Genomic DNA, 26,121 nt, shown 5'->3' with positions numbered 1-26,121 from the left:
TCGCTGAACTTGCTTTTTTTCATTGTCCCTAAATTATAAAACTACATTAATATTCGTAGCTGTTTTAAGGGGAGATTACAGGTGGAGCAAAAGAAAAATGCCTCCCCGTAAAGCGTTCATGGTTGTCCATCTGTTGAATTTCAAAATCATGAATCCACAAAGCGGGGCCTTCGAAAAGTAAGTGTTGGTTCATATGCTGCTATTTGAATAAAACGGTTAACAATACATCACTAATCTGTGCGATTTAAAGTATATCCAGATTATAGAATTTGAAATGACTTTCTTTAAAGCCTATCGATTCGTATAAGAATTGTGCAGGATTATCGCGTGCAGTGCTCAGCGATATACGGATGAAGCCATTTTCTTTAGCGTAAACTGAAACCGTACGAATTAAAGCACGGCCGTACCCTTGTCCGCGTTCATGCTCGATGACGAACAAATCATTGAGTACAGCAACTTTGGCCATTTTAAAAGATGAGTAAGTAGGATACAATTGAGCAAAGCCGAGGGCAGCCTTATTTCTATAGAGGAGGAATATAATGGAGTCTTTCGCCTCTAACCGGTCTCCAATAAATTCTTTGGCCTTTTGAATAGCTGATTCGGCCTTATAAAAAATGCGATATTCGTTAAATAAGTATGCGCAGTCTTCCAGCTCGTTTGGCGTTGCCTGTTTAATGGTATAGTCTTGCATCGTAAATCAGTAGGAGCCCTTTAAAGATACAAAACTTTTGTTATAAACAGGCAGGTCAATCAGATCTGATTTAAAGTGCTATGGATCGTACGAAATTACAATTTGATAAAAAATCAGGCCGGCAGGAGTAAAGGGAATAATTTACTCCTGCCAACTCCGAAACGGCGATAGCGATCGCGAAGTGTTCTGTTAGGGTGACTTATAACATCATTCCGCCAGATACCTCAATGCGCTGGCCGTTGATCCATTTAGCTTCTTCGGTACATAGAAAAGCCACGACGCCTCCGATGTCATCGGGCAGTCCCACACGACCTAAGGCGGTGACGCTTGCAATTTGGTCGTTTACTTCTTCATTATCCCTTACGCGGCCACCGCCAAAGTCTGTAGCGATAGCACCCGGTGCCACCACGTTGGCAGCAATGCCGCGGGCACCTAATTCTTTTGCCAGATATCGCGTCAGCACTTCGATGGCTCCTTTTGTTGCACCGTAAGCCGAAGAGCCCGGGAAAGCAAAACGTGCGAGGCCGGATGAAATATTAATAATACGGCCTCCGTCATTTATAAACGGCAATGCTTTCTGTGTTAAAAAGAAAACGCCTTTATAGTGAAGGTTCAGTACCTCATCAAATTGTTCTTCCGTTGTTTCCGCAAAGGGCGCATAGAGTGCTGTTCCGGCATTATTGATGAGAAAATCAAAGTTGGTGTCGCCCCTCTGTTCTTTTAAATGGTCTGTAACTTGCTTGAAAAATCCGTCAAAGGATTTTGTGTTACTGGCATCCAATTGAAAAGCTGCTGCGTTTTGACCGAGTGACTGAATTTCTGCGATCACTTTATCTGCTTCCGTTTGGTTGCTGTTATAAGTAAGCAGCACATCAATTCCTTTTTTAGCAAGACTGATAGCCATATTTCTGCCCAAACCGCGGCTACCGCCGGTTACCAGAGCAATTTTACTTTTCGTTGTTGTCATTTTTATCTTTTATTTCTTCTATAAAAAACAGCGCTTGATGGCTGAAGAGAATTAGAACAAATTCATTTATATGCATGCGCGATTAAATTGCATATAAAATGAATTTGTCTAAGTTTAATAACACAAAAATCCACTAAAAAGTGAGCAAGCGTTTGTGAATATCAATCGTTTGTTTGCAAAATTCAAATATTAAGTTATGATCGGAATGCTATAGGCGTTAAAGAAGTCTGCTTTTTAAAGAAGTTGGAAAAATGTGCTACTTCTTCAAATCCCAAGCTATAGGCAATTTCTGAGATGTTCCAATCTGTTTGTTTTAAGAGAATCTTTGCTTCTTGCGCGATCCGGTTGCTGATAATATAAGTCGTTGTTTTCCCTGTGTGCTCCTTTATTACTTTATTCAAATGATTCACATGAATAGCAAGCCTTTCTGCGTACTCTTTTGCGGTTCTTAAGGCTAATCGTTGGTGGGTGGAATCAATAGGGAACTGGCGTTCCAGCAGTTCTATAAACAGAGACATAATACGTGCAGCGGCGTTTTGGTTTACATGCAGCGTGCTGGCAGGTTGCAATTTTTGACCATAATGAATCAGCTCCAGTATATAATTGCGAATTAAATCGTATTTGTACTCATAGTTTGAGGCAATTTCCTTTTGCATTTTTCGAAATATCGATGCAATCTCTTCCGCTTCGTCGTCCGAAATTTCAAAAATTGGATAACCGCCCGACTGGAAAATAGGTAGTTCATCAAGGGCTACCCCCGTTTTGTTTTTTATCAGAAATTCAGCGGTAAAGACGCAAAAACAGCCTGATTGATTTTCGTCTAACGGAAGCCAGTGGTAAGGCACTTTGGGCGTCGCAAATAAGAGGGCATTTTTTTCTACGTTAATCGTCTTATCGGCATATTCTGCTCTATTCTTTCCTCTAATACAGCTAATTTTATAGTAAGCCCTGCGGTTGTAAGGCATCGCCTGTTTGTGTTTTACCTGTCGGATCGTTTCGGCAATATCGAACACGTTAAAATGGCCTATTTCCTTATTTATGCCCGGAGGCAACAGGGCTTGTATTTCTTTGCCGGTAAATGCTGCTGCCTCTGCGTAAAAATCGTCCAATGAGGTGCTTTTAATGTTTTTTGTCATATCCCGCGGTTTGCAAAAAACAAAGATAATTAAGATTGACGAGGACTGAGTTGCCTTGGAGCAATTGTTTTACTAAGTATACATGTTTCCGAATGGCAAGAGCTTGCGAAAGCTACGATATAAGAGCTATTTGTGTACTGTTGAAACCCTCAAGTACTTTGCAGATTACTCCTTTTGGCATATTGAACAGATAAGGTGATTTGTACGAGCATACCCGATATAATCATAAGCATACCGGCAAACCCGTAAAATTTCGGTAGGGGAGCATTAATTAGCCACATTTCACCGATCAGTGTAAAAAATATTTCGAAGACCTGTGTAGCTTCTACAGTAGCCAGCGCAAGAGAATCCTGTTTAACCATTTGGGTAGCTTTATAGAAGCCTACTCCACCCAAAAAGCCGGAAAATACCGCCGAATAAAAGGACGCCTGCAACTGTGTGTCAGGAGCCATACCCACTTGAGTGAAAGCATAGCCGGCCAATAGCAGCCATAAGGGCAGCGAGCCAGCGGTTAAGCCCAGTACTCTTTGCATGGCATTCAGCGGAACCTTTTGGTTGTCGAGCTCCAATAATAATTTCCGATTAGCAAGAGGCCAGACGATAGCTCCTATCAGTACTAAAAAGAAACTGATGGCTAAGGACCGTACATCGTGCAGTTGACTCAATTTATCGAGCTGCATAATCAGGACGCCCGATACAATAAATAGGGATAAGCCCAGTGCCTTTATCGGAATCTTCTTCCGATGATCCTCATAGAGAAAGGGAGCCAATAAAATACCGGCCAAAATATTCAGTTGAAAGGTAGCAGCTACCAGCCACCCCGGGATTAGCAAGGAGGCTAGGGCCATACAGGTATACAGCCCACCAAAACCAATGGTACCCCATTTGAAAAACAAAATCGGATAACTTTTCAGGGCACACCAAAAAGCTTTAAACCTTTTGGTAGCCAATAAAGGAATAAGCATAACAGGGATCATAAACAGACTCCTCAGGCAGGCTGTCCAGGCCCAATGTCCGCCACTGTGTGCTAACAAACTGTTGATAGTAAACGTCGACGAAAGAAATAGCGCCGATATAATGCCCAAGATAATTGCTAAGATGGTGTTCTTTTGTGCCTTCATAGGAGAGCAAAAATACGGGAGATACAAAGACTTATATAGTGATTTAGTATCGATGTCTGGTATTTTTAAGCACTGTGCAGTTCGCGGTATTTCAATGGCGTTAAGCTGGTGGCACGTCTGAAAAAGCGCCCAAAATAGGCGGAGTCATTAAAACCCAAGTCAAAAGCAATCTCTTTCACGCTACATGTAGTACTTAGCAGGGCCATTTTTGCCTCCGTTAGCAGCTTGTCTTCCAAAAGTTCATGAACCGTCTTACCCGTTGTTTTCCGACAGATTCTATTGAGTGTTTTAGCGGGCACACCGAGTTTGTTTAGGTAAAAAATTACGTTGTGGGCTTCCCGGTAATGTTGCTGAATCAGTTTTCTTAAGTCAAACAATACCCTGCGTTCGGGATTCAATAGGGTGATGGCTTCTTTTTCGGAAGCTTGTTTCGCATTTAATCGTAATAATAGGCTCACGGTTAAATGAAAGAGAATATTTTTATTAGGTGCTTGTTGATTCAGTTCCTGTAAGAGGAGCTCTTTGATATGGTTAATAAAATGCAAGGCATCAGTATCCATGTCTACAAACGGCTGGGCTCCAAAGGTGTCGAAAAGGCCTTTGCCTTCTTCCTGCGGATGCAAACTAAAGAATGAATGCATTAATTCTTCGCTGATTAAGAAGATCCATCCGGAGCGTTCAAACTCTGGGAATTGGTGCACCTGTCCGATCTGAAGAAAATATACCCGGTTTTGCTGAAGTGGGTAGGGTTTAAAATTAATGAAATGTTGGCCTTCACCTCCGAAAGCCCAAATAAGCTCGTAATGATCGTGTCGATGCAGACTTGCAGAAAGATTTTGATAATCTTTCTGTAAACGCTCCACTTTTAGATAATGTTGCTGTATAAGTGTTTGTATCGGTAATGTTTTGAATTTTTGCATACAAGTAGCACAAGCTTCCAAGGCCTGTTCTAATCGCTGACTAAAATAGGGAAAGTCGCTAAAGGAAAATAACTAAGTAATATAAAAAGTGAAATCGCGCTAGTGAATAATGCCTTTCGTCGTTATAAAAGGAACTAACGTTTTCCTGTCACGTTCGCAACACCTCACACTTATTCTCCAAGGGCGTGCACAACGGCTTCCCGTTGTTCAGCATCCTTCTCCTGAAATTGTATACTGCGCTTATAGGTATCGAATGTGAAGAAAATTTCTCCCGGATCTGCTGATCCATCGTCAAAGAAAAGCTTAAAACTATTGGTCGATGCTTTATTGGGATCAAAAGCTCTTTTATTGGAAGAAAAAGCCAAGGGTTGAATGGCTGTCGACTTCATTTTATGAACGCCGTCTACTTTCCAAAGCGTAGCTAAGGCCGATAAAAAGGCATCGCTTTGCGGGCCAAGGCTTTTAAAGGTGATACTCCCTTTTTTAAAGCCTTCGTTTTCATTCACGGAACCGTCTTTGTTGATCCCCGCAGGAATATTTTTGCTTATTTCAACTAAGAAACCAACGGTGTCGTTTTGATATAATCCTTTAGCGACATAAGAAATCAACGTATCGCCTTCTTTTTTGTCCGTCAAGCTAAGATAAATATCCGATGGATTGTCTGGACTACTGGCAATAGGAAAAAGTTTAGCGGTTTCGGTTTCGGTTTCGCCCGCACGCTCGTTTTTAGGCGTATTATTGCAAGAAGCTAGCAAGGCGATCGGCAAAAGCATTGCAAATAACCATTTCGATTTACTGTACGTGTTCATGATGTATACATTTAGAGGTTTATCGTTATCTGGATCAATAATTTGCTAATTCCGGGTATTCGCTTTTTTAACATGGAAGGAACAATTTTGTTTTCGTGCAGCACGGATATATTTACAGTGTCTATTTCTTACTGGAGCCACCAGTCGACTTTACCTTGGACTTCCAGATTCTTCGACTTGGTTAATGAAAGTACGATGATACAAAATTATTGTGAGAAACAGGCTTGGAAACAGATAGGCTCATGAAATGAGACGTTAAAACGTCCCGGCAGGAATATACCCTAATTCCTCCAGTTGGTGGCGGCTGTGAACTGCTTTTAAAGCCCCGTCGTGAAGTAGGAATAGTTTGTCGCTCACACCAATGACCTGTTCGTAATGGTGGTCGCTTATTAATATGCCCTTTGATCTTGGGTTTTGTTTAATTAAGTTTTCGATCTCGTGAGCGTATATTGGTTCAATTCCTGAGAAAGGCTCATCCAATAGCAAAAAGGGGTGCTTCATATGCAGCATTGTATACACTTCAAAATACTTACGTTCGCCGCCAGATAACTCGCCGATATGTTGATTCCACAATTTCCGTATTCGCTCATTGCTTATTGACGCTCGATCGACCCTTTGTTCTGCCAGCATGAAACGAAGTAAGTCTTTGACGCTTTGTTGTTTTGGAAACATACTTTTTTGGGGTAGATAACCTACCAATTGCTTTATGAAAGGTTTTTTGTAAGGAGTGCCGTTGATTCGTATAAATTTATTTTGTGGTGTCAATGTGCCGAAGATCACTTCAAAGAGCGATGACTTTCCGGCGCCATTTCTGCCTAGTATGCCTATGATGTTACCGCCTGCGCAAGCTAAATAACAGTCACTTAAAATATGCTTGTTGTCGCGATAGCTAAGGAGAACTGAATCAACTTCGAGTTTATTCTTCATATAATTATTAAAAAAACAAGGTATATCAGAAGGGCCAAGAGCGAGCTAGTTATCCATGCAAAACCAAATAAACGTCGTTTTGAGAACCCTAGGTTATGATAAAGATAATATTGATGGCTATATCGTTGGCTAAAAAAGAATAAGGTAAGTGCAAGGGAAAAGGTGGGTAAGGAGATGACAAAAATGTGTAACATCATGTACGGATCGTACCATGCAAAAGTCGAAAAAGCAAAGGCAAGCAAGATATTCGCGATAAATATGCGTCTATAAAAGTGAAGAAGTATACGTATTTAGTCCTTGATTTTTAGTAATATACGAAATATTGATTAATCTCGGGTTATTACGATCTTATAGGCGTCGATGCGTTCTTTGAGTGCCCGGATTTTTTCATTCAGTTCTTGATCGAAATCTTTATCGCGCGCCAAGCTTGCTTTATGAACCGGATTTGTCAAAGCTTCTACTTCCGCCACTTTTTTGGAGATCTCATCGAGCAGTTTCACGGAAAGTCCTTTTTCGTTTACAGATAGTTCCTTCAAACGAGGTAATAAGGCGATCAATAACGTAAATACGGAGGCCAGCACAAAGTAAGCGTAGGTTTGGCCTTCAGTGTGCTTATCGTCGGTCAAAACGGCATAGATGAAAATAAAGACGGGAAACGCCAATAAAAAACTGAATGTATTTTTTTTCATAACCCTGAAATTTAGTTGTCCCGTTTCAATACCAGTTTTTCTGTACTGATTTCACAGATGGTATATTGCTCTTTGTTTTCGGGATCAAAACATAATATGAGCTTGTCATGCTCGGTTTCCCAGGAGCCGTTATGTAGCTGGGGGCGATCATCGCGGCCCGGATGTGCATTAACCAGTGTTCCGTCATCTTCCAGGTTGATCTTATCCCGGCCTCTGGAAAGAGGCAGCGAAAAGCCCTCCGGGCGATAAACGATTTCATCGCCCTTGTCCTCCTCAAAGGAATGGACCCATTTCCTTTTTAAAAATTCCTTATTCATTTTCTTCAATAGCAGGTTTAGCAGCGAGCAAAGAGGCGCGCGGGCCGAGCAGCGTCGCCTTCATGCGGGAGGCTTGCCCTTTAGTGAACATGAACATACTATCGTCATCTACGTAATCCATATAGTTCATGAACATATCTCCATTGGGGGCATTGTTGCAGGAGGTTTTAGGAAAAGTCGGTTTTCCGTAATTTGGTCCTAATTGATTCGGCGTGTCTTCCACATAATCCGTGTCGGCACAGGTATTGCTTCTACCATCCCCAAAGATGTGAGAGAGATTAAGATAATGCCCCACCTCATGCGTGGTGGTCCGTCCGAAGTTGAAGGGCGCTTCGGCCGTGCCTAAGGTGCCAAAAGCACGAAAATTAACAACTACGCCATCGGTATCGCTCGGTCCGCCGGGAAATTGCGCATAACCCAATAGACCTTCTTGCAGATTGCAGACCCAAATGTTTAGGTATCTGTCGGTAGGCCATGGGTCAATACCGCCCATGCCTGTGCTTTTTACTGCATTGTCGGTACCAAAGGATTCCACGTCCGTTTGTGTTCGGGTGATGCCGTCGGGAGCAAGTTCGAAATCAATAAAGCAGTCGGCCGCTAATTCTTCCCACACGGAAGGAACTTTTCCCCGGTCGGTGTTATTTCGTCGGAAATCGGCATTCAACACATCGATTTGGCTTTGTATCTGTTCATCCGAGATGTTTTCCTCGGTTGCATGATAAACCACATGTACCACCACTTGAATCTTGGCCGGTGTTGTAAGACGCAAGGTTCTCCGTCCTGCCAACATCTTATCAATGTCGCTTTCAATAGTCGCCTGCGCGCGCATATATTCCGGATAGCTATCGGCTTGCCGATGAAAAACTTCCATCGTGGCACAGTGTCGTCTTTTCTGATGTTGTTCCATCTTAGGTCTTTTTTTATAAAACTTTTTTTTTCTGTTTTGGTTTCATCAATAGGTTTAAATTTTGTAAAGGCCACCAAGCCGTCCCTTTTATGAAAACGCTTCCCTTGTTCCTAGACCAGATCCGCCGTACGCGGAATCGAAAAGACAATCCAACGACACCTACTTCCGAGAAGGGGACAGCCCCGGGAAAGGCAGATTCAACAACAGTCGTGAACCCAGCACAGCTGAGCACGTATTTAAGGCAGCATCATCTACCCATTGAGGAGTTTATTCGCGATCGGGATTTTCAGGAGCGGATTATTGGCGGAAACGATTTGTTGGATATTCAGTACTTGCAGAAGGGCGCAAAGGCGGCTCAATCGGTTTGTCGGATTCACCTTATTTCGGATGCGGTTGAGGTAGGGTTTGGAACCGGATTTTTAATCGCGCCGCAAATATTAATAACCAATAACCATGTGTTACCAACGTCCGACTCGGCGCGGCAATCCCGTGCTGAGTTTAATTATGAAAGGGTAGAAGACGGTTCACTTTCCATGAGTAGTCTTTACCGTTTTAATGTCGACAAACTATTCTATACCAATGAAGAATTGGATTTTACTCTCGTATGGGTAAACGACGTTCCGGTCAGTGGGACAGCTCCTGTGCAGCAATTCGGTTTTTTGCCTTTACACACACCCGCAAAAGAAATCAAAGAAGACCAATATGTTTCCATTATTCAACATGCCGACGGTGCTCCAAAGCAGGTGGCCTTGCGTGAAAACAGAATAACGGATTTATCGCTGCCGCAATTCGTTCGCTATGCTACCGACACAAAAAGCGGCTCTTCGGGTGCGCCTGTATTTAACGACGAATGGGAGGTGGTAGCGCTTCACCATGCGGGGATACCACGGTATAACGCTGCCGGACAGATGCTGAACCTCGCTGGCGGCATTTGGGACAGTGCCGAGGGAGAGTTGCAGATCGATTGGCAAGAGAATGAAGGCGTGCGCATCAGTAGTATCGTGTACGATATTGCAGCCAAGGCCTCCGGGCAATTTCCCTTTTTGTCGGAGTTCTTTGCCATCACTCCAGCGATTATAGAACAGGAAAACGGACGAGCGCCGATTGCATTGGCCGATGAGCTTTATTATCCTGAAGCGGCTGATGAGGAAGACAAAAAGAATTATTATGAAAGCATTTCAAATATAACGCAAGCAAGTTATACCGACTTACAGCAACTGTTGGAAAGCAGTCACAGCAAGCCCTTGCCTTATCAGCCATCTAAATATGTGTACCCGAAGGTCGATCTGCATCCCGATGGACTGCTAAGGAGTATCTATTCCGGCAAAACATTTACCGTGGAAGAGTTACAATTGGCCGATGAACGCATCGATATAGACCGGAAGCTTCGATTTATAGACTGGAGCCAGACTGCAAAAAGCATGAGTCGTCAAGATTATCAGCAAGAACTGAAGGCTATTGAAGCGGCTTTGCCATATAACTGCGAACATGTTGTTTGCCAATCTTGGTTCGACGCCCGTGAGCCGATGCGTGGAGATTTACATCATCTTTTTGCCTGCGAAGTGCGATGCAATAGTTTTCGGAATAATTATCCTTATTACGATTTCGAAGAGTATAAGCCGACGCCAACGGCCTTGGTTGAAAAAGAAATGGCCTCCTGCGGCTTTATGGAAGATAGTCAGTTTGAGCCCGAAAATAACAAAGGTATTGTGGCGCGCGCCACGTTATACTTCCTTTTGCGATATCCGCGTGCCATTGATGTTTACCAAGACGAGGATATTACTTTGTTACAACGTTGGGCCAACGAGCAAGCGGTTACCCATTACGAGAAGCATCGTAACCGGGAAATTTTTCTGTTGCAGGGAAATCGAAACCCTTTTGTCGATTTTCCGGAACTCGTAGACCATATCGATCTTCGGGTAAGTGGACTGCGTCGAGCGGTACCGCGTATTGCAAAAGAAGCTGCCGATTTCAATCAGATTGCCGATGAAGTGAAGCGGGCGATTTTAGCGCGCTATGGATATGCCGATCCCGACGCTTCCAGTTTAGCGGATACAAAGGAGATGGTCGACTTTGAATTTAGCACCAACCAGTATTTGATGCTTACTTCAACCTTTAATGAGATCGCAGCTAGGTACGCCGCAGCACCAAGAAAAATCGCTGTCGCGGACGTGCTCGCCTGTGTAGTTGTAAAGGACTGTATTGATTTGGTGTATGGGATGCGTGTTTAACTGTTTTTCGATGAAAAAGACGATCCTATATTACCTCTTATTACTTGGGAGTGGTAGTGCCTTTTCGCAGAGCGTGGATCAGGCGTCGTGGTTCAATCGCCATATTAAAATTCGGCAGTCGATGGAAACGGCCGAATTTAAGGAAATGCCTGCACAATTTCAGTTAACTGTTCCGAAAGGCGACAGCAGTTCCTGGCTCGTTAATGTGGGCGTTTCCATGAATTTAAGCAGTACGAGTTCGCGGTGGATTTCTTCGCTGATTGCCGAATATCACAGAAACACGCTCACAGCAGTTGAACAGCATAATGTACAAGCAGCTTATGGCTTTTCTGGCCTCATTAAACGAGGAGCGAAAATCGCTTGGTTCTTAAATGGAAACGCCGGTTACACTTATGATGAAATAAGCCGTAGTCATTCATTAGCCGGGAACTTCCTCTTTACTTTTATGGGCGAACGGGGCCCAATCAACACCTATGCATTTGCATCCGATACAAGCAGTCGCTTTTATATAGCTCCTTTTCTAGGGTTTCAGGTGCAGCAAGCCATGCAAGCCTATAACGAGGCTGGCGAAGGCTTGCTTTTGCGCCCTCTATTTACGCTTTCCGCTTACTTTGATATCGTGCGAAAAAAAACGCTTACACCGGATCCCTTGCTGCGTGTCTCAGTAGACTATACCGGGCGTACCGATTTGGTTAACTCAACCGATATGAGCGAAGGGTATACGCAGTTGTTGCAGAGTGGGCTTGAGTGGTTCTTGGTTGATAAACCGGTTAGAGTAAGCTTAGGTGCTTCCTTCAACTACGGTTCTGATCCGTTGAGGGGGCTAGCAAAGCAGCAGTACTGGCTGGTATCGTTTAACCTTTACAAATAGGGCGTCCCGTTTCCTATACAATAAGCAACCAACTCCTGACCAACTTTTGCCATTATCTGAGTCGGCACCCTGGGCCGATCGGCTTTTTATCGGTATTTTCCCGATCAAAGCACGATCGTACCACGATTAAACATCGGTAACCGGTAGAAAAAAGGGAGGATTTGGTTATACGTTGTTCGTTATTGATTGTCAGTTATTCGTTATTGGTTTGTGCAGTATTAAGGCTTAAAACCTAAAAAGCCTTTACTTTTTATGGATTTTTATGATTAGTTTCATCCTTATTGAAATGTTGTACAACTTCTAAGGAAACCTTCATATGCATTATAGACCTTACTTGCCTTTAATAATCCGCTATACTTCGCTACTCAGTTTGCTACTATTTACCTATCGTCTAAGCGTTGCCCAAACCTATCCTTATCAACAAAAATGGGAAGCCATAGAAAAAAAGGAGGTAGAAGGACTGCTCAAAAGTATGCAAGGCGAAGTGAATGAGCTCTATGCGCAAGCTAAGCGGGATAAGAATTCGCAGCAAAAAATGAAGGCCTTGCTCTATCAAGCTAAAATTGAAATGCTGACAGCCGACAGTTTAAGGCAGGAGGGAGCTCTTCTTGATCAATTTAAACGGGAGATCAAAGAAGCTAGCTTGATCGAAAGGAGTATCCTCCAATCTTTAACGGGGGAGTTCTTGCATGAATATTACCAAAGTAATCGCTATCCTATTAATCGACGCACCACTATTGAAGGGAGGGAGAAAACGGCTGATTTTCTTACCTGGACCGAAGACGACTTTAAGAAGGAAATTACCGACTTATATGATGCTTCTGTGGAGGATCGTAAAATCTTACAGGAGACACCGGTTTCCGACTGGGAGTTTCTCTTAGATACGGCTCTTCAGTATCGGGAACTGCGACCAACTCTGTATGATCTATTGGCACACCGCGCTATCGACTATTTCAGCATGCAGGAAAATGAGCAGAAAAGAGTCGACTTCTTGTTGCAGACGTTATTATCGAGTCATAAGCAAGATACGGTTAAGAATGCCTATTTATATAACTGCCTGCAATACTTGTCCAGGACAGAAGAAGTGCCCGGCCGGATAGCGAAACTTCAACAGCTAATCGGTAAATTTCCAAAGGCATGGTATAACGCAGAACTCATGTATCAGTTGGCTAAGGATTATCAAGTCTCACTCACAGGGCAAAGCCCCATTTTTTGGCGAAACAAAGCAACAGCGGTAAAGGATTTCGAAAAGATGAAGCGATATGCTGATAGTCTGCTTTATTTATGCGATCAGGCAATGGCATTATATCCAAATACATATGGCGCCAAACAATTGCAATTAATGAAGGCTGAGCTATTGCAACCAGAGGTGAGCATCGAAATGGATCGGGTGCTGCTGCCCGAACAAGCTTTTCCTGTCCATATATCACATAAGAACGCGCATAAACTTTATGTAAAGATCCTAAAGTGTGACTTAGCTGCCAACGGTTTTTTCAATAATCAAATCGAGCTGTGGCGAGATATGAAAAACCAACGGGATATAGATTCCATCCTTCGGGCAATTGATTTGATGCAGGAGTATGCAATTGATTTGAAGTCGTTCGACGACTACCAGAGACATGCGACTATCGTACGCTTTAATCCGTTGCCCGCAGGCCAGTATTTTATGTTGGTAGCCACCAATCCTGCTTTTAAACTAGATAGCACAGCAGTGGTTCTGGGACAGCATCTTCAGGTCAGTCGCTATGCGATTGCTTCGCGGGGAGAGGAACTTTTGTTGACCGATCGCGATTCCGGGAAGCCTGTTCGAGATAAAGTCATCAAACTTTTTACGCAAGCCAGTAATGAAAAGGACTTAGCGGTTTTGGAAGAAGTGAAAACCAATGCAAACGGACAAGCTTTTATAGGAAAGCACAGGAAAGAGACGGCCTTTCACTGGTACAATACGTGGTATCGAGTCGAAGGAGATCCCGTTTTTTTCGCAAGTCATACTTACTACAACCCTCCGCGGTATGTAGATACGACGGAGCGGCCACAAACCAATATCCAGTTTTTTACCGATCGGGCCATTTACCGTCCGGGGCAAACGGTCTATTTTAAGGGCATTGTCTATGAGGAGAAGCCTGATGGAGCGAGAAGGGCATTAAGCGGTTACCAGACCACGGTGCGGCTTTTTGACGCGAATCAGGCGGCGCTTGACGAGATCAAACTTAGTACCAATATGTATGGGTCTGTTTTTGGAAGCTTTGTATTGCCGACAGGGAAATTAAATGGTCAGTTTCGTCTGGAGGGACTGGGGGCCGGTGGTCAGCGCGACTTTCGGGTAGAGGAGTATAAGAAGCCTAGTTTTGAAATAAGCATGGACACCTTGAGGGCGACCTACAAGTTGGGCGATACGGTTAAAACAACAGGAAAAGCTACGACTTATTCCGGTGCGCCTATTGTACAGGGAAAGGTAAGTTATCGCGTGCTTCGCCGTAGCTTTAATCCTTATCCGAATTGGTATCGTTATGATCATAACTATGCGGACAGTGAACAGGTCAAAGCGGGGGAAACACGAACCACTAGCGACGGAACATTTGCAATTAGCTTTTTAACGGAGCCCGCAGGAAAGCAGTTGGAAGATGAATTTCGCTTTTATCGGTATACAGTAGAAATCAGTGTTATTGATGTCAACGGGGAAGCACACGAAAACAGTCAAGCTATTGCAGTTGGAGACAAATCGATCCTTTTGCGTATCCCGCTCCCGGCTAAAATAAGTATAGAAGAGCTCGATAGCATCCCTTTTGAAACCACCAACCTTAACTACCAAGCGGTTACTGCTAAAGGGAACATAAAGCTGTCAAGGTTAAAAAGGCCAACAAGGGTGTTGCAGAACAGCGCTTTGGGCGATGTGGATTATATGCTGTTAGATAGTCTAGCCTTCATTAAGCTTTTTCCACACTTCCCTTATAAAAATGAGCAGAAAAAGGAAAATTGGCCGAAAGAAGCGCTTGTGTCAGACCACGATTTTAACTCAGCAGAAAGCAGGCATATCGATATAGGTGGGGATTCGCTGGAAGCAGGGACCTATTTGCTCGAAGCTTATGTATTGGATGGCTCGGATACCCTTAGAACGTCTCAGGAGGTGGAGTTATATCATAAAGAAGCAAAGAAGCCCTTGCCGGGCGAATTTTTGCAGGTGAATGCCGACAAAGGTTTCTATGAACCTGGCGAGGAGGCGGTGATCATCTTTTCTTCAGCTATCCCGGATGCACGGGTTTTTATTTCCGTAGAGCGGAACGGGGATATTATTAAACAAGAACAGATACGTCTTAGCAAAGAGGTGAAAAAGGTGGCAGTTCCGATCGATAAGGATATAAAGGAAAATAACTTGTACGTGCATTATTATCTTGGGCGCTATAACGCGGCAGAGCAAGGTACGCTTACTTTACCCATTGTACAGAAAGGAACAGATTTAAAAATCACCACGAATACGTTTCGCGATAAATTGCAGCCAGGCGAAGAGGAAACCTGGGAATTAACTATACGAAATGCAAACAACGACGGTGTTGCGGCCGAACTGTTGGCTGCCATGTATGATGCTTCGCTTAATCAATTTGCTGAAAACAGCTTTTATTTTCCCGGGCCCATTCAATATCATCCATCTAAGTTGCCTCAATGGAATCTATCAGGAGCTTTTGGTCAGGTTGGTGCACAACAGATTGCACGGCGCTATTTATACACGCATATACTCATCCCTGTTTATGAGAATTTAAATCGCTTCGGTTTCTCTTTCTTAAATCACGCTTGGCAGCAAGTCGCTTATGTTAATAAGCTTTCCGAAAGGTATAAGATGGGCGTACAAAGCAACCGGGTGATGGATTTCAACGCTGTAGGTGAACCCTTTGATACAAAACAGAATCTGGATGAGGTGGTTGTGGTGGGTTACGGGATATCGAACAAGAAAGCACTGAGCGGTGCGGTAACAGGTGTTCAGGTCAGAGGGGCTGCCACTTTGGAGGAGGCTCCGCTGTATGTAGTAGATGGTGAAATAGTGGAGCAAATAGACGCGATCGATCCGGATGATATCGACCGGATGCAGAAATTAACGGGAGGTGAAGCAATAGCTCTTTATGGCGCGCAAGCTGCTCGCGGCGTAGTAGTAATTAACACCAAGTCTGCCGCCAACAAAGCCGCCTTGCAGCAGGTAAAAGCCCGTAAAAATTTAAAAGAGACGGCATTCTTCTACCCCGATTTGCATACCGATACTGCGGGAAATATCAAGCTGCGCTTTACCTCGCCCGAAAGTTTAACCGAATGGAAGTTTATGGCCTTCGCGCATACGCCGTCTTTAGCGACCGGCTATATGGAAAAGCCCTTGAAGACAAGCAAAGGGCTCATGGCAGTACCGAATGCGCCACGCTTTCTGCGAGAGGGAGACGAAATCGCATTAAGTGCTAAAATTGTGAATATGTCAGAGGCGGATTTGAAAGGCTCGGCTAAACTGATGCTTTTCGACGCATATACCATGCAATCAGTTGATACGCTATTTGAACTCGTAGATAGTACATTACCCTTTATGGTAGAAAAAGGCGAAAACAGGTCGCTCTTTTGGCGATTGAAGGTGCCTTCTTCGCTGGAAGCGATCGTTTATCGCATTGTAGCAAGGGCTGGTGATTTCAGTGACGGCGAAGAGGCTGCCTTGCCTATTTTACCCAATCGGATGCTACTGACAGAAACCTTGCCGATTTATGCGAAAGAGGGGCAAGTCAAACATGTTGAACTTCGGCCGCTAGCGGTAGCCAATGCACACACACAACATGAGCGCTTGAGCTTAGAGCTGACCACCGATCCGATGTGGTACGCCATTCAGTCGCTACCTTATTTGCAAGAGTATCCTTATGCGTGTTCGGAACAACTGTTTGCTAAGTTATATGCCACCTTGGTTGCTAAGAAGTTAATAGACACCTCACCAAAAATCAAACATCTTTTTGATGAATGGAATAGAAAAGGGCGAGTACAGTCGAAGCTGGAAACACGCCAGGAGTTGAAATCCCTCTTATTAGAAGAAACTCCTTGGGTAAGTGAAGCAGCAGATGAAGAGGTCCGCATGAAGCGATTGGCGCTCCTTTTCGATGTAAACAACCTCCGAAATCAATGGCAAAGCGTCTATCAGCAATTTGTTGCCCGTCAGCTGCCTTCGGGTGCATTCCCTTGGTTCGAAGGAGGACCGGCAAATGAGCTGATTACTACGCATATTTTAGCCGGTTTCGGGCATCTTCGTAAATTAGGTGCCGACTTTGCTAGTGTGGGTGACAGTACCTATCTTCAAGTGGTACAACGACTTGTGGTATATTTAGATCGAGCGATTGAAAAGGGGTTGGATAAGCCGGAATCCTCCCTTTCGGTAAGTCGTTATAACCTAAGTCGGTATTTATATGCGCGGAGCTTTTTCTTAACTAGTCATCCGATCAAGGAATGGGTACAAGGGGAGGTATTTAAGCGTTTAAGTGCAAACTTGGAAAAAAATCTTAATACCAATTTACAAGAGAGGGCGCTGTTGACGCTCGTATATAGCCGCTTTGGCGAAGAGGAGAAGGCAAAGAAAATATGGACTTCCCTTAAGGATTATGCGGTAACCAACGATGAAAAAGGAATGTACTGGAAAGAAAATCAACGTGGTTGGGATGGGTGGCAAAACCCGATCGAAACTCAAGTGCTCTTAATTGAGGCCGCTAGCGAAATGGCGGATATGGAAAGTGTTGAACAAATGAAATTATGGCTAATCGGAAACAAACAGACGAATCATTGGGGCAGTACCAAGGCTACTACGGAAGCTATCTACGCGCTCCTATCTGCCGGAGAGAATAACCTGTCGGTAGAGCAGCAAGTTCAGGTAAAGGTTGGCAAGCAATCGTTGAATCTTTCACCCACAAGTAACGGTGCAGGCTACGTAAAGACTGCTTGGAGTCGTTCGGAAATCAAACCGGAGATGGCACAAATCGTAATCGAAAAGAAAAGTGAAGGTCCAATTTGGGGGGCACTATATTGGCAGTACTTTGAAAGCCTAAGGGCTATAAAAGCGGCTATTACGGGTGTTCAGATAGAGAAGAGATTATACCTTAAACGAAACGCAAAAGAGGGCGTGGTTTTAACAGCGATCAATCAAGAAGAACCGATTAAAGTTGGTGATTTGGTGAGGGTTCGACTGATTATACGGGCGGATCGCGATATATCCTTTATCCATTTGAAAGATATGAGGGCCAGCGGTTTTGAGCCGGTAAATGTGCTGTCTAACTATAAATGGCAAGGGGGATTGGGCTATTATGAAAGTACGAAGGACGCGGCTACCAATTTCTTTATCGATAAATTGCGGAAAGGTACCTACGTTTTTGAATATGATCTGCGCGCCAATAACGCGGGCGTCTTTGCCAATGGGGTTGCCACCTTGCAAAGTATGTATGCACCGGAGATGAGTGCCCGCACGGAAGGAATAACTGTGGAGATAAAAGAGTAAGACCTGAAAATAAGAAGCGTCGCCATAACTTAACAATTTGGTAATACGCATTCCCTGAGACATTTGTTTATCTTTGATGCGACCTAGCTGAAATGAAAGTAGCGACAGAAAAGAGCGACAAAGCGTTATTGGAAGCGCTGAAAAATCACCAAACTGCGGCTTTCGAAGAACTTTTCAATCGATATTGGAAAAGCCTTTACGTTAAAGCGTATGCAAGGTTGCGTGATGAAACCTTTGCCCAAGATATGGTCCAGGACGTTTTTGCCGATATTTGGGATCGTCGCGCTTTGCTGGTCGTCGAAGGCTCTCTTTACGCTTATCTGTCGGGTGCCTTAAAGTATCGAATCATTAATTGGCTTGCCCGCACCAATTTACATCAAGAGGCACTTAAACACCTGGTGGACCGGATGGGAGAAATGGAAGCTACGATCTTAGATACCCTAACGGCCAATGATATCAAGATTACGTTGGAAGAAGCAGTTGCTCAATTTCCGGAAAATATGCAACGTATTTTTGCGCTTCGTAGCGAAAATTACACAATTCGGGAGATCGCCGAGGCTTTGGGACTGGCCGAACAGACCGTAAAAAATAATTCAACGGAGGCCTTAGTCCGATTGAAAAAGGTATTAGCTGAAAAGCATCCGGATGTACATCAATCCTTCTTCGCTGTTTTATTGCTGTTAATGAAAAATTAACATATAGATAAAAGTTTCTTAAAGTACTTAAGCCCTTCTTGTTTGACTATGTTGGTGTAAAAGGCAATATAGTGAACGCATCAAAACTTAAAACCATTCTAAAAAAATATGCTGAGGGGAAGGCGTCGCCTGTCGAGCGTTTTATCGTCGACAATTGGTATCACTCCTTTCAGCATGATCATACTACTATCGAAAATATAGACGGCGGAGAAAAGGAAGAAGCCCTCCGTCTTCGTATGCTCGGCCGTGTGATGCCTATTAATAAGGTGGTACGCTGGTACCAAAGGCCTATTTGGCAGCTGGCGGCCTGCTTACTGCTGATTTCCGGTTTGGCGCTTTCCTTATACCTGAACACATCCTTAAATAATGAGGGCAATGCGACGGAACAAATCGTGGAGGCCAATGTCATTTCGACAGGTGTTAGGCAGCTGAAAAAAATACAGCTTTCTGATAGTTCGATTGTCTGGATGCACGCCGAATCTGAGTTGGAGGTATTGCCCGATTACGGCAAGGGGACGCGGTTGGTGAAGTTAAAGGGAGAAGCTTTTTTTGAGATAAAGAAGAATCCCGACCAACCTTTTATCGTAGCGGTTGACGATCTCCAGGTCAGTGTCCTGGGAACCTCCTTCAATATACAGGCTTATCCTGATCTGCAAAATCTTTCGGTAAGTGTGCAGTCGGGTAAGGTACAAGTGAACGCAGGCTATGGAACGCTCGGCCTATTGCAAGCTAATCAGGAGATGCGATATACAAAGTCTAGCGGAACGGTACAGGTTCTCCCGTTTAAAAGGCCGCGAGACAGTTGGAGGGAAGGGAAGATATACTTGGATCGAGCTGACTTCTCGGAATTGTCAAGAGCCATTAAAAACGTCTACGGGGTAAACATACGTTCCGAAAGCAAAGCGGTAAGCGCTTTCCGATACAACTTGGTAATCCGTTCGGACCAGAACTTGGATTCCGTCATGCAGGTAATTTCTAGCATTTTAAACAAAAGATATAAAAAGGAGGGTAATCATGTAGACATTATATAGCCTATAATAAAAAAGGAACTGCCATGCAGCTCCTGATTGAAGGTGGGTAATATCGAGTTTGGTCGCTACAGGTATTACACACTGGACGGATAATGAATATAGTCAATAATCCACTCAAAGCTAACGAATACTTTTGACAGGGGCAAGAGCGGATGCGCTCTTGCCCGGCAGGGCTTTGGGTTAATGAAAGAATAGAATGAAACAAGTCATACCATTATTAATTAAGTGTATGCGCATCATATTAATAGTAAATTTGGTTGTCCTTACTGCCACCACTTTATTGTTCGCAGAACCTTCCCAGGGACAAATATTGAACAAAAAGCTGAATGTTGATTTCGAACATATCGACGTCTTCAGTGCGATTCAGTTGATTCAGGCAAAGGAGGCAATAGATTTTGCTTTTACCGATCAGCTTCAACTCGAAAATTTAACGCTTGCCGGCGTGCATTTGAAAGACAAAACACTAAAGCAAGTACTACAAACCATTTTAGCTGGACATCCAATTGATTTTTCAGAAAAGAATGGCATTGTTACCCTCTACAGGCGACAAGCGCCGGGAACGGTCAGAGGTCAGGTCCTCGATGAGAACGGAGACCCGCTGCCCGGCGCAAGTGTTAAGCTTGTGGAAGTAAACAGGCAGACAAGCTCCGATGCAGAAGGTCGGTTTTCGCTTAGCGTTCAGCCGGGACTTTATTCCTTGCAGGTAAATTTCTTGGCCTATAAACCCGAAGTGCGCTCGGCCTTGCAGGTGGAGGAGGGGAAAACAATAACCTTGCAGATACAGATGACCGCAGAGGTCAGTACCTTAGATGAAATCGTGGTTGTGGGTTACGGTACGCAGCGGCGGAAAGAGGTGACTTCCGCCGTGGCAACGGTGAAGTCCGAAAATTTTAACCAAGGCTCAGCGCGGGCGCCACTTGAGCTGATTCAAGGAAAAGTGGCCGGTTTAAACATCACCAAAACAAGAGGAAATAACCCGAACGAAGGGACTTCTATTCAACTGCGCGGTGTCACCTCGTTAAGTGGAACTACTACCCCTTTAATCGTAATTGATGGTATACCGGGCGGCAACCTCGATCTGATTCAACAAGACGACATTGAATCTTTCGACGTGTTAAAAGACGGATCGGCCGCGGCCATTTATGGTACGCGTGGTAATGCCGGCGTTATTTTAATTACCACTAAAAAGGGAAGTGCCGGTGCGCCGCGGTTTGAATATAATAATTATTTCCAGCGTGATTATGTGGATAAAAAGCCGGATTTCCTCTCGGCCGACCAGTTTCGCCAAAAGATCGTCGAGGGCGCCATCGCCGAATCCAATGATTTAGGTGCCTCCACAGATATGTATGATGAACTGATTAACCGCTCGAATTTGAGTCAATATCACAACTTCTCTGCTTCCGGCGGTTCGGCCAATACAAACTATCGTGCTTCCCTTTACTATAATGATTTTGAAGGAATTGCCAAAGAGAATAGTCGCGAACAATTTGGCGGCCGGCTCAACATCAATCAACGGGGCCTAGATGATAAGCTCGATTTACAGATTAATATGGTGGCCAATTTCAATAAGGCTAATTTACTGGGTGGGGGTATTGGCGATTTCGAGCAGGCTGTATCGTGGAACCCAACGGCACCGATTCGAAATGCAGACGGAGCCTTTTACGAGATTCAGGAAAATTACAATCCAATCGCCAGGTTTTCCAATCGCATCAACGAACGCGATCAACAAACCTTTTCAGGAGATGCACGTTTGAGTTATCAGCTTATTCCGGATCTAAAGGTCAGTATATTCGGATCTTACCTGCGGGATAATTACAACGACAGACAATATCGCTCAACGAGCGATTTTGAGCAGCGCGTAGGCACGCAGTGGCAGGGTATGGGTTACGCACGTAAAGCAAATCAGTTGAACTGGTCGAAAACCATTGAGCCTACTGTTAATTACGAACACAGCTGGAACCTACATAACCTGTCGGCCGTTGCCGGTTATAGTTATCAGTATAGTACATCCGAATCATTCAATGTGAACAATAACGGCTTTACAACCGATGGCTTTTACGACTGGAACCTAGGGGCAGGCAGCGCCATAAACAACACGGCCTTACCGCGTCCCGGAATGGGCAGTTTTAAGGATGATAACACTTTGATCGCCTTTTTCGGCCGTGTAAACTATGCCTATCAAGATAAGTACTTCGCTCAGTTTATTCTTCGCAGGGAAGGCTCATCACGCTTTGGAGCCAATCATAAATGGGGAAACTTCCCGGCGGTATCGGCGGGCTGGACCTTGAGCGAAGAGGCCTTTATGCAAGGGCTTCCTTTTGTGGACAATCTGAAGTTACGAGTCGGCTATGGTGTAACTGGTAACCAAGGAATCCCGAATTATCAATCGCTGATTACGTTGGGTACGGGTGGCGTGTATCCGCAAAATGGTATTTACTACCAAACCTATGGCCCTTCCCGTAATCCAAATCCAGATTTGAAATGGGAAAAAAAGGCCGAATGGAATTTTGGATTGGATTACGAAGTGTTCAACCATCGTTTGAGCGGGGCCATCGATGTTTATAATCGTAATACCAGTGACTTGTTATATAACTATGCAGCCCAACAGCCCTCTTTTATTCATAGCTCGTTGTATACGAATGTAGGAACGATTCGTAACAGGGGTGTGGAGCTTTTGATCAGCGCGGTAGCGATTGCAAAGAAGGATTTTCAATGGAATATCGATTTAACTGCCAGTTCGCAATTTAACAGACTAACAAAACTCTCCAACGAGCAATTTAACGCAACCTTCCTGACCTTTGCAGACATTCCCAACCCGGGAGCAATGGGCCCTGCAATCCGCCTGTATGAAGGAGGGGTGATCGGTAATTTTTATGGAAAGCGATTTGCCGGTTTTACGGATGACGGCAATTGGTTGTTCTATAAAGCCGACGGCAGCGCAGCTCCGGCAACGGAAATAACAGAAAACGATTGGGCCATTATCGGGAATGGCGTGCCGAAATATAACCTGGGCTTGAATCAAACATTTCGGTATAAAAACTGGGATTTAACCATGCTGCTTCGTGGTAAATTTGGTTTCGACATCCTAAACCTGCAGGAAATTTTCTTTGGCAACCGTAATTATTTGCCACGAAACATCTTCAATAGTGCCTTTACCCGCCATGGGGAACTCACTGCAGCTCCAATGTATTCCGATTACTACATCGAGAAAGGGGACTTCGTGAAGCTGGACAATGTTACACTGGGCTATAATTTTCTGCTGAAAACAGCTAAGATACGCAATCTGCGTCTTTTTGTTACAGGGCGGAACTTACTCACCTTTACCAGTTACAGCGGTTTGGACCCCGAGTTACAGGATACCGGATTTGAAACTGGGGTCGATTCACGCGGGTTCTATCCAAGAACACGTTCATTTACCGCAGGAATCAATGTGGGATTTTAAGCAAAGTCTTTAAAAAACAATTATTCGAATGAAACCTGCATACATTGCCATAAACAGGATGATATGAGTAATTTATGCAAGCTTCATCGCCATTAAAACCGCCGAAGGCAGCATGAATGCCTTAAAAGCAAACAAGTATGAATAAACAATTTAGTCTGATGAAAATCATTGATAAAATAATAGTTGGAACCAGCTTATCGGTGGCTCTGGTAGGCATGAGCGCCTGTACTAAGCTTGATGAAACCGTATACAGCAACTTATATAAAGATAATTTCTATAGCAACCGGACGGAGGTTCTGCAGGCGGCGTTACGCCCGATGACCCATATGCAGTCATGGATATGTCCAATCAGGGGAGATGGTTATTATTATCATGCAGAAATGTGCGCCGACCAGGTAGCATGGCCGCAAAAAGGCCGTCACGCCTACGATAATGGGGATCATATCAGGCAGCATTATCATACTTGGACAGATACTGAAGGCAGGATGCGTAATGCTTGGTCGGGCATGTGGACCGGTGTCGGCTATTGTAATGCGGCTATCGAAGATATTGAACAACTGGATTATGCCGCTATTGGAATGGAGCAAGCTGAAATTAACACGGTACTTGCCGAATTACATGTACTGCGGGCGTTCCATTATATGAAGCTGATGGACCTCTGGGGGAATATTCCGGTAGTGACAGCGGTTGGCCAGCCGGCAAATCCGGAGACGAGACCCCGTAGTGAAGTGTTTGCTTTTATTCGGAGTGAATTGGAGACTTACGTTCCGCAACTTGATCCCTATAGAGAGGAGCTCGTAGGGCGGGTAGCGCAAACAGGTGGGTATGCCATGTTGGCCGAATTATATCTAAATGCCGAAAAGTGGACTGGTACCGCTATGTGGGATGAGTGCATTGCAGCCTGCGACAAAATTTTAAGTGGCGAAGCCGGCGGCCTGGGGGGAGCGCCCCGCCTTGCACCAGACTTACTGGAAACGTTTGCGAATACCAACAGGGCCGCTCCGGAGGCTTTGTTCCAATATGCCTACAGCAACCAAGGAGGCTTTGTTTGGGATTGGATTCCTTTAATGGGTTTTAGTAATATGAGCGCCGCACTGGATGTTGGCTATGCGGGGAATAATGGTTATGTCGTAGTACCGACATTTTTTGATACATACAGTGAGAACGATCTGCGTAAGTCGACTTGGTTCCTGTTTGGGCCGCAGTATGTATATGGCACTAACGAACCGATATTGGGAACCGAAGAATACCTGAACAGACCGTTGGTTTATGTCAACAGCATCCGTAGGGAAAGTGAAGGAGACCTCACAAGCGATGGAAGTATGACAGAGGGCGAAGAGAACAGTGGTGCCCGTTTCCATAAGTATAAGACCGGCAGACTAAGTGATCCGAACTACCGGGAAAACCACTTCATGATCTACCGCTTAACGGAAATTTATTTCAACAAAGCGGAAGCGCTGATGCGTAAAAACGGAGGTATGGCTACGCAGGAGGCCGTAGATCTGGTAAATGCGAGTCGACAACGCGCATTTACGGAGGCCGACTGGCCCGAAGCGCGGTATACGACGGCGACGCTGACGCTCGATGAATTCCTGGCCGAAAAGGGAAGAGAGTTTATCTTCGAAGGAAGGAGGAGAACGGATATCATCCGTTTTGGGCATTTCATTCATGGCACTTGGTGGGATCACCAGCCTACGCTCGATCCTCATAAGGAAATTTATCCGATTCCTTCTACGCAAATCGCTAATAACCCGAATTTAATACAGAACCCGGGATATTGATCCCATGCTTTTCTCCTGTAGTTTGGCTATCGGCCGAACTGCAGGAGTCTCCGCTATTCAACCACGCGTACAATAACGGGTTTACCATTGGCTATATTACTTATATTGCCGCCATTATACCTAATAGTATAGGTGCCGGGCTTTGAAAGGCTATAACCCTTCATAATCGAAAAACGTACGCTGTCAGCTTGGGAAGGAGCTACGGTACAATAGGTTTCGGCAGGAGGAGGCATTACCCTTTTGGCCATCGCTCCCTGGTACGGTACTTCGCCCCCTTCCGAATCGGTAATTGTTAGAAAGTCGCTAATAAAACCTTCGAATGGCGTATGATATTGCGTGAATCGCAGGGTGTCGTTTGTGGGATTGTATACTTTGAACACCATGGGCAGGCTATCTGATAGATGAATGACGCTGTCTGTTTCTAACACGGCAATCAATGCCGTATCTGTTTCCATGATCGACTCGACTTGTTTGGCCCGAAGGCTCTCTGGCTCTTCTCCGCGCATAGTGGTGTTTTGTTGACACCGGGAGAAAGCCAATGGCAGGCCAACTGTCAATAAGATATAGCGAATACCAAATTTCTTTGTCATATANGAAAGATTTTGTGGCCTTGATGTGCATAAAGATAGTGTTTTTATGTGCATATTAACAGAAACAGGAGAAAAGATTGAGGAAGTATTCGGAACCCTGACACCGGATCTTGAGCTTCTCCGGGATAGGTTGGTAGAACATCATGTTGGTCAGGTAGCTATGGAGAGCACGAGTATTTACTGGATACCTATCTGGCGTATATTGGACACTGATTTTGATGTAAAACTGGTCAATCCGTATTTTATCAGGCAGCTTCCCGGTAGGAAAACCGATGTAAAGGATGCACAGTGGATAGCCACAGTCCTTCAGAAAGGGCTTATCAAGGGCAGCTTTGTGCCTGAGAACGCTGTTCAGGAGCTACGCCAGTACAATCGAAGGATAAGTTATCTCAACAGAAACCTGCAAAGGGCAGACCAGAATATAGATCTTATTCTACAGCGCTGCAATATCAGAATAAGCAATTATGTATCCGATGTTGGGGGCAAATCCATGCGTA

At 44.4% G+C, this 26,121-nt stretch carries 20 protein-coding genes; 8 read left to right on the top strand and 12 right to left on the bottom strand.

Features of this window, described 5'->3' with window-relative positions; translation table 11 throughout:
- Window positions 1-64: 64 nt before the first annotated feature.
- The 11 genes from EPX21_RS23285 to EPX21_RS12250 all read right to left on the bottom strand — a co-directional run bounded on the left by EPX21_RS23285 (window position 65) and on the right by EPX21_RS12250 (window position 8,484).
- Entirely contained in the window at window positions 65-193 is a 129-nt protein-coding gene (locus tag EPX21_RS23285; RefSeq protein WP_255502155.1) for a hypothetical protein, read from the bottom strand.
- 51 nt (window positions 194-244) lie between these two features.
- Window positions 245-691, bottom strand: coding sequence for a GNAT family N-acetyltransferase (locus EPX21_RS12295; protein ID WP_134089990.1), 447 nt, complete (start codon window positions 689-691; stop codon window positions 245-247).
- A 199-nt stretch (window positions 692-890) separates the two neighbouring features.
- Entirely contained in the window at window positions 891-1,658 is a 768-nt protein-coding gene (locus EPX21_RS12290) for an SDR family NAD(P)-dependent oxidoreductase (RefSeq protein ID WP_134089989.1), read from the bottom strand.
- A 194-nt stretch (window positions 1,659-1,852) separates the two neighbouring features.
- The gene (locus EPX21_RS12285) at window positions 1,853-2,794 is read right to left on the bottom strand and encodes an AraC family transcriptional regulator (RefSeq protein WP_134089988.1); all 942 of its coding nucleotides are present in this window, start codon (window positions 2,792-2,794) and stop codon (window positions 1,853-1,855) included.
- Between the two features lie 149 nt (window positions 2,795-2,943).
- A complete protein-coding gene (locus tag EPX21_RS12280) occupies window positions 2,944-3,915 on the bottom strand; it encodes a multidrug resistance efflux transporter family protein (RefSeq protein WP_134089987.1) in 972 nt (323 codons plus the stop codon).
- Between the two features lie 65 nt (window positions 3,916-3,980).
- Entirely contained in the window at window positions 3,981-4,835 is an 855-nt protein-coding gene (locus EPX21_RS12275; RefSeq protein WP_134089986.1) for an AraC family transcriptional regulator, read from the bottom strand.
- 170 nt (window positions 4,836-5,005) lie between these two features.
- Window positions 5,006-5,644 (bottom strand): hypothetical protein, encoded by a 639-nt coding sequence (locus EPX21_RS12270; RefSeq protein ID WP_134089985.1) that lies wholly within the window; start codon window positions 5,642-5,644, stop codon window positions 5,006-5,008.
- A gap of 255 nt (window positions 5,645-5,899) precedes the next feature.
- Window positions 5,900-6,571: an ATP-binding cassette domain-containing protein gene (locus EPX21_RS12265; RefSeq protein WP_134089984.1), complete on the bottom strand. Its 672-nt coding sequence runs from the start codon at window positions 6,569-6,571 to the stop codon at window positions 5,900-5,902.
- Between the two features lie 326 nt (window positions 6,572-6,897).
- Entirely contained in the window at window positions 6,898-7,260 is a 363-nt protein-coding gene (locus EPX21_RS12260) for a hypothetical protein (RefSeq protein WP_134089983.1), read from the bottom strand.
- An 11-nt stretch (window positions 7,261-7,271) separates the two neighbouring features.
- The gene (locus EPX21_RS12255) at window positions 7,272-7,577 is read right to left on the bottom strand and encodes a hypothetical protein (protein WP_134089982.1); all 306 of its coding nucleotides are present in this window, start codon (window positions 7,575-7,577) and stop codon (window positions 7,272-7,274) included.
- The gene (locus tag EPX21_RS12250; protein WP_134089981.1) at window positions 7,570-8,484 is read right to left on the bottom strand and encodes a zinc metalloprotease; all 915 of its coding nucleotides are present in this window, start codon (window positions 8,482-8,484) and stop codon (window positions 7,570-7,572) included. Before EPX21_RS12250 ends, EPX21_RS12255 begins: the two co-directional genes overlap by 8 nt.
- An 89-nt stretch (window positions 8,485-8,573) precedes the next feature.
- Between EPX21_RS12250 and EPX21_RS12245 the strand changes: the two genes are divergently transcribed.
- From EPX21_RS12245 to EPX21_RS12215, 7 genes are all read left to right on the top strand, one after another.
- Entirely contained in the window at window positions 8,574-10,715 is a 2,142-nt protein-coding gene (locus EPX21_RS12245) for an endonuclease (protein ID WP_134089980.1), read from the top strand.
- 10 nt (window positions 10,716-10,725) lie between these two features.
- On the top strand, window positions 10,726-11,586 hold the full coding sequence (locus EPX21_RS12240; protein WP_134089979.1) for a hypothetical protein: 861 nt from the start codon (window positions 10,726-10,728) through the stop codon (window positions 11,584-11,586).
- A gap of 316 nt (window positions 11,587-11,902) precedes the next feature.
- Window positions 11,903-18,085 (top strand): alpha-2-macroglobulin, encoded by a 6,183-nt coding sequence (locus EPX21_RS12235; RefSeq protein ID WP_134089978.1) that lies wholly within the window; start codon window positions 11,903-11,905, stop codon window positions 18,083-18,085.
- A 92-nt stretch (window positions 18,086-18,177) separates the two neighbouring features.
- A complete protein-coding gene (locus EPX21_RS12230) occupies window positions 18,178-18,780 on the top strand; it encodes an RNA polymerase sigma factor (RefSeq protein WP_134089977.1) in 603 nt (200 codons plus the stop codon).
- 71 nt (window positions 18,781-18,851) lie between these two features.
- Entirely contained in the window at window positions 18,852-19,811 is a 960-nt protein-coding gene (locus EPX21_RS12225) for a FecR family protein (protein ID WP_134089976.1), read from the top strand.
- A 229-nt stretch (window positions 19,812-20,040) separates the two neighbouring features.
- Window positions 20,041-23,253, top strand: coding sequence for a TonB-dependent receptor (locus EPX21_RS12220; protein ID WP_240768674.1), 3,213 nt, complete (start codon window positions 20,041-20,043; stop codon window positions 23,251-23,253).
- A gap of 137 nt (window positions 23,254-23,390) precedes the next feature.
- Window positions 23,391-25,034: a RagB/SusD family nutrient uptake outer membrane protein gene (locus EPX21_RS12215; RefSeq protein ID WP_240768673.1), complete on the top strand. Its 1,644-nt coding sequence runs from the start codon at window positions 23,391-23,393 to the stop codon at window positions 25,032-25,034.
- A gap of 53 nt (window positions 25,035-25,087) precedes the next feature.
- Here the strand turns inward: EPX21_RS12215 and EPX21_RS12210 are convergent, their stop codons facing one another.
- The gene (locus EPX21_RS12210; protein WP_134089974.1) at window positions 25,088-25,624 is read right to left on the bottom strand and encodes a hypothetical protein; all 537 of its coding nucleotides are present in this window, start codon (window positions 25,622-25,624) and stop codon (window positions 25,088-25,090) included.
- Between the two features lie 46 nt (window positions 25,625-25,670).
- Between EPX21_RS12210 and EPX21_RS12205 the strand changes: the two genes are divergently transcribed.
- Window positions 25,671-26,121: transposase (locus EPX21_RS12205; RefSeq protein WP_166670746.1), on the top strand; the 451-nt coding region annotated here is incomplete at its 3' end.

Source organism: Olivibacter sp. XZL3 (assembly GCF_004368405.1).
Taxonomy (GTDB): Bacteria; Bacteroidota; Bacteroidia; order Sphingobacteriales; family Sphingobacteriaceae; genus Olivibacter.
The sequence above is the reverse complement of the archived record's forward strand: the minus strand, read 5'-3'. Positions and strand labels throughout refer to the sequence as shown.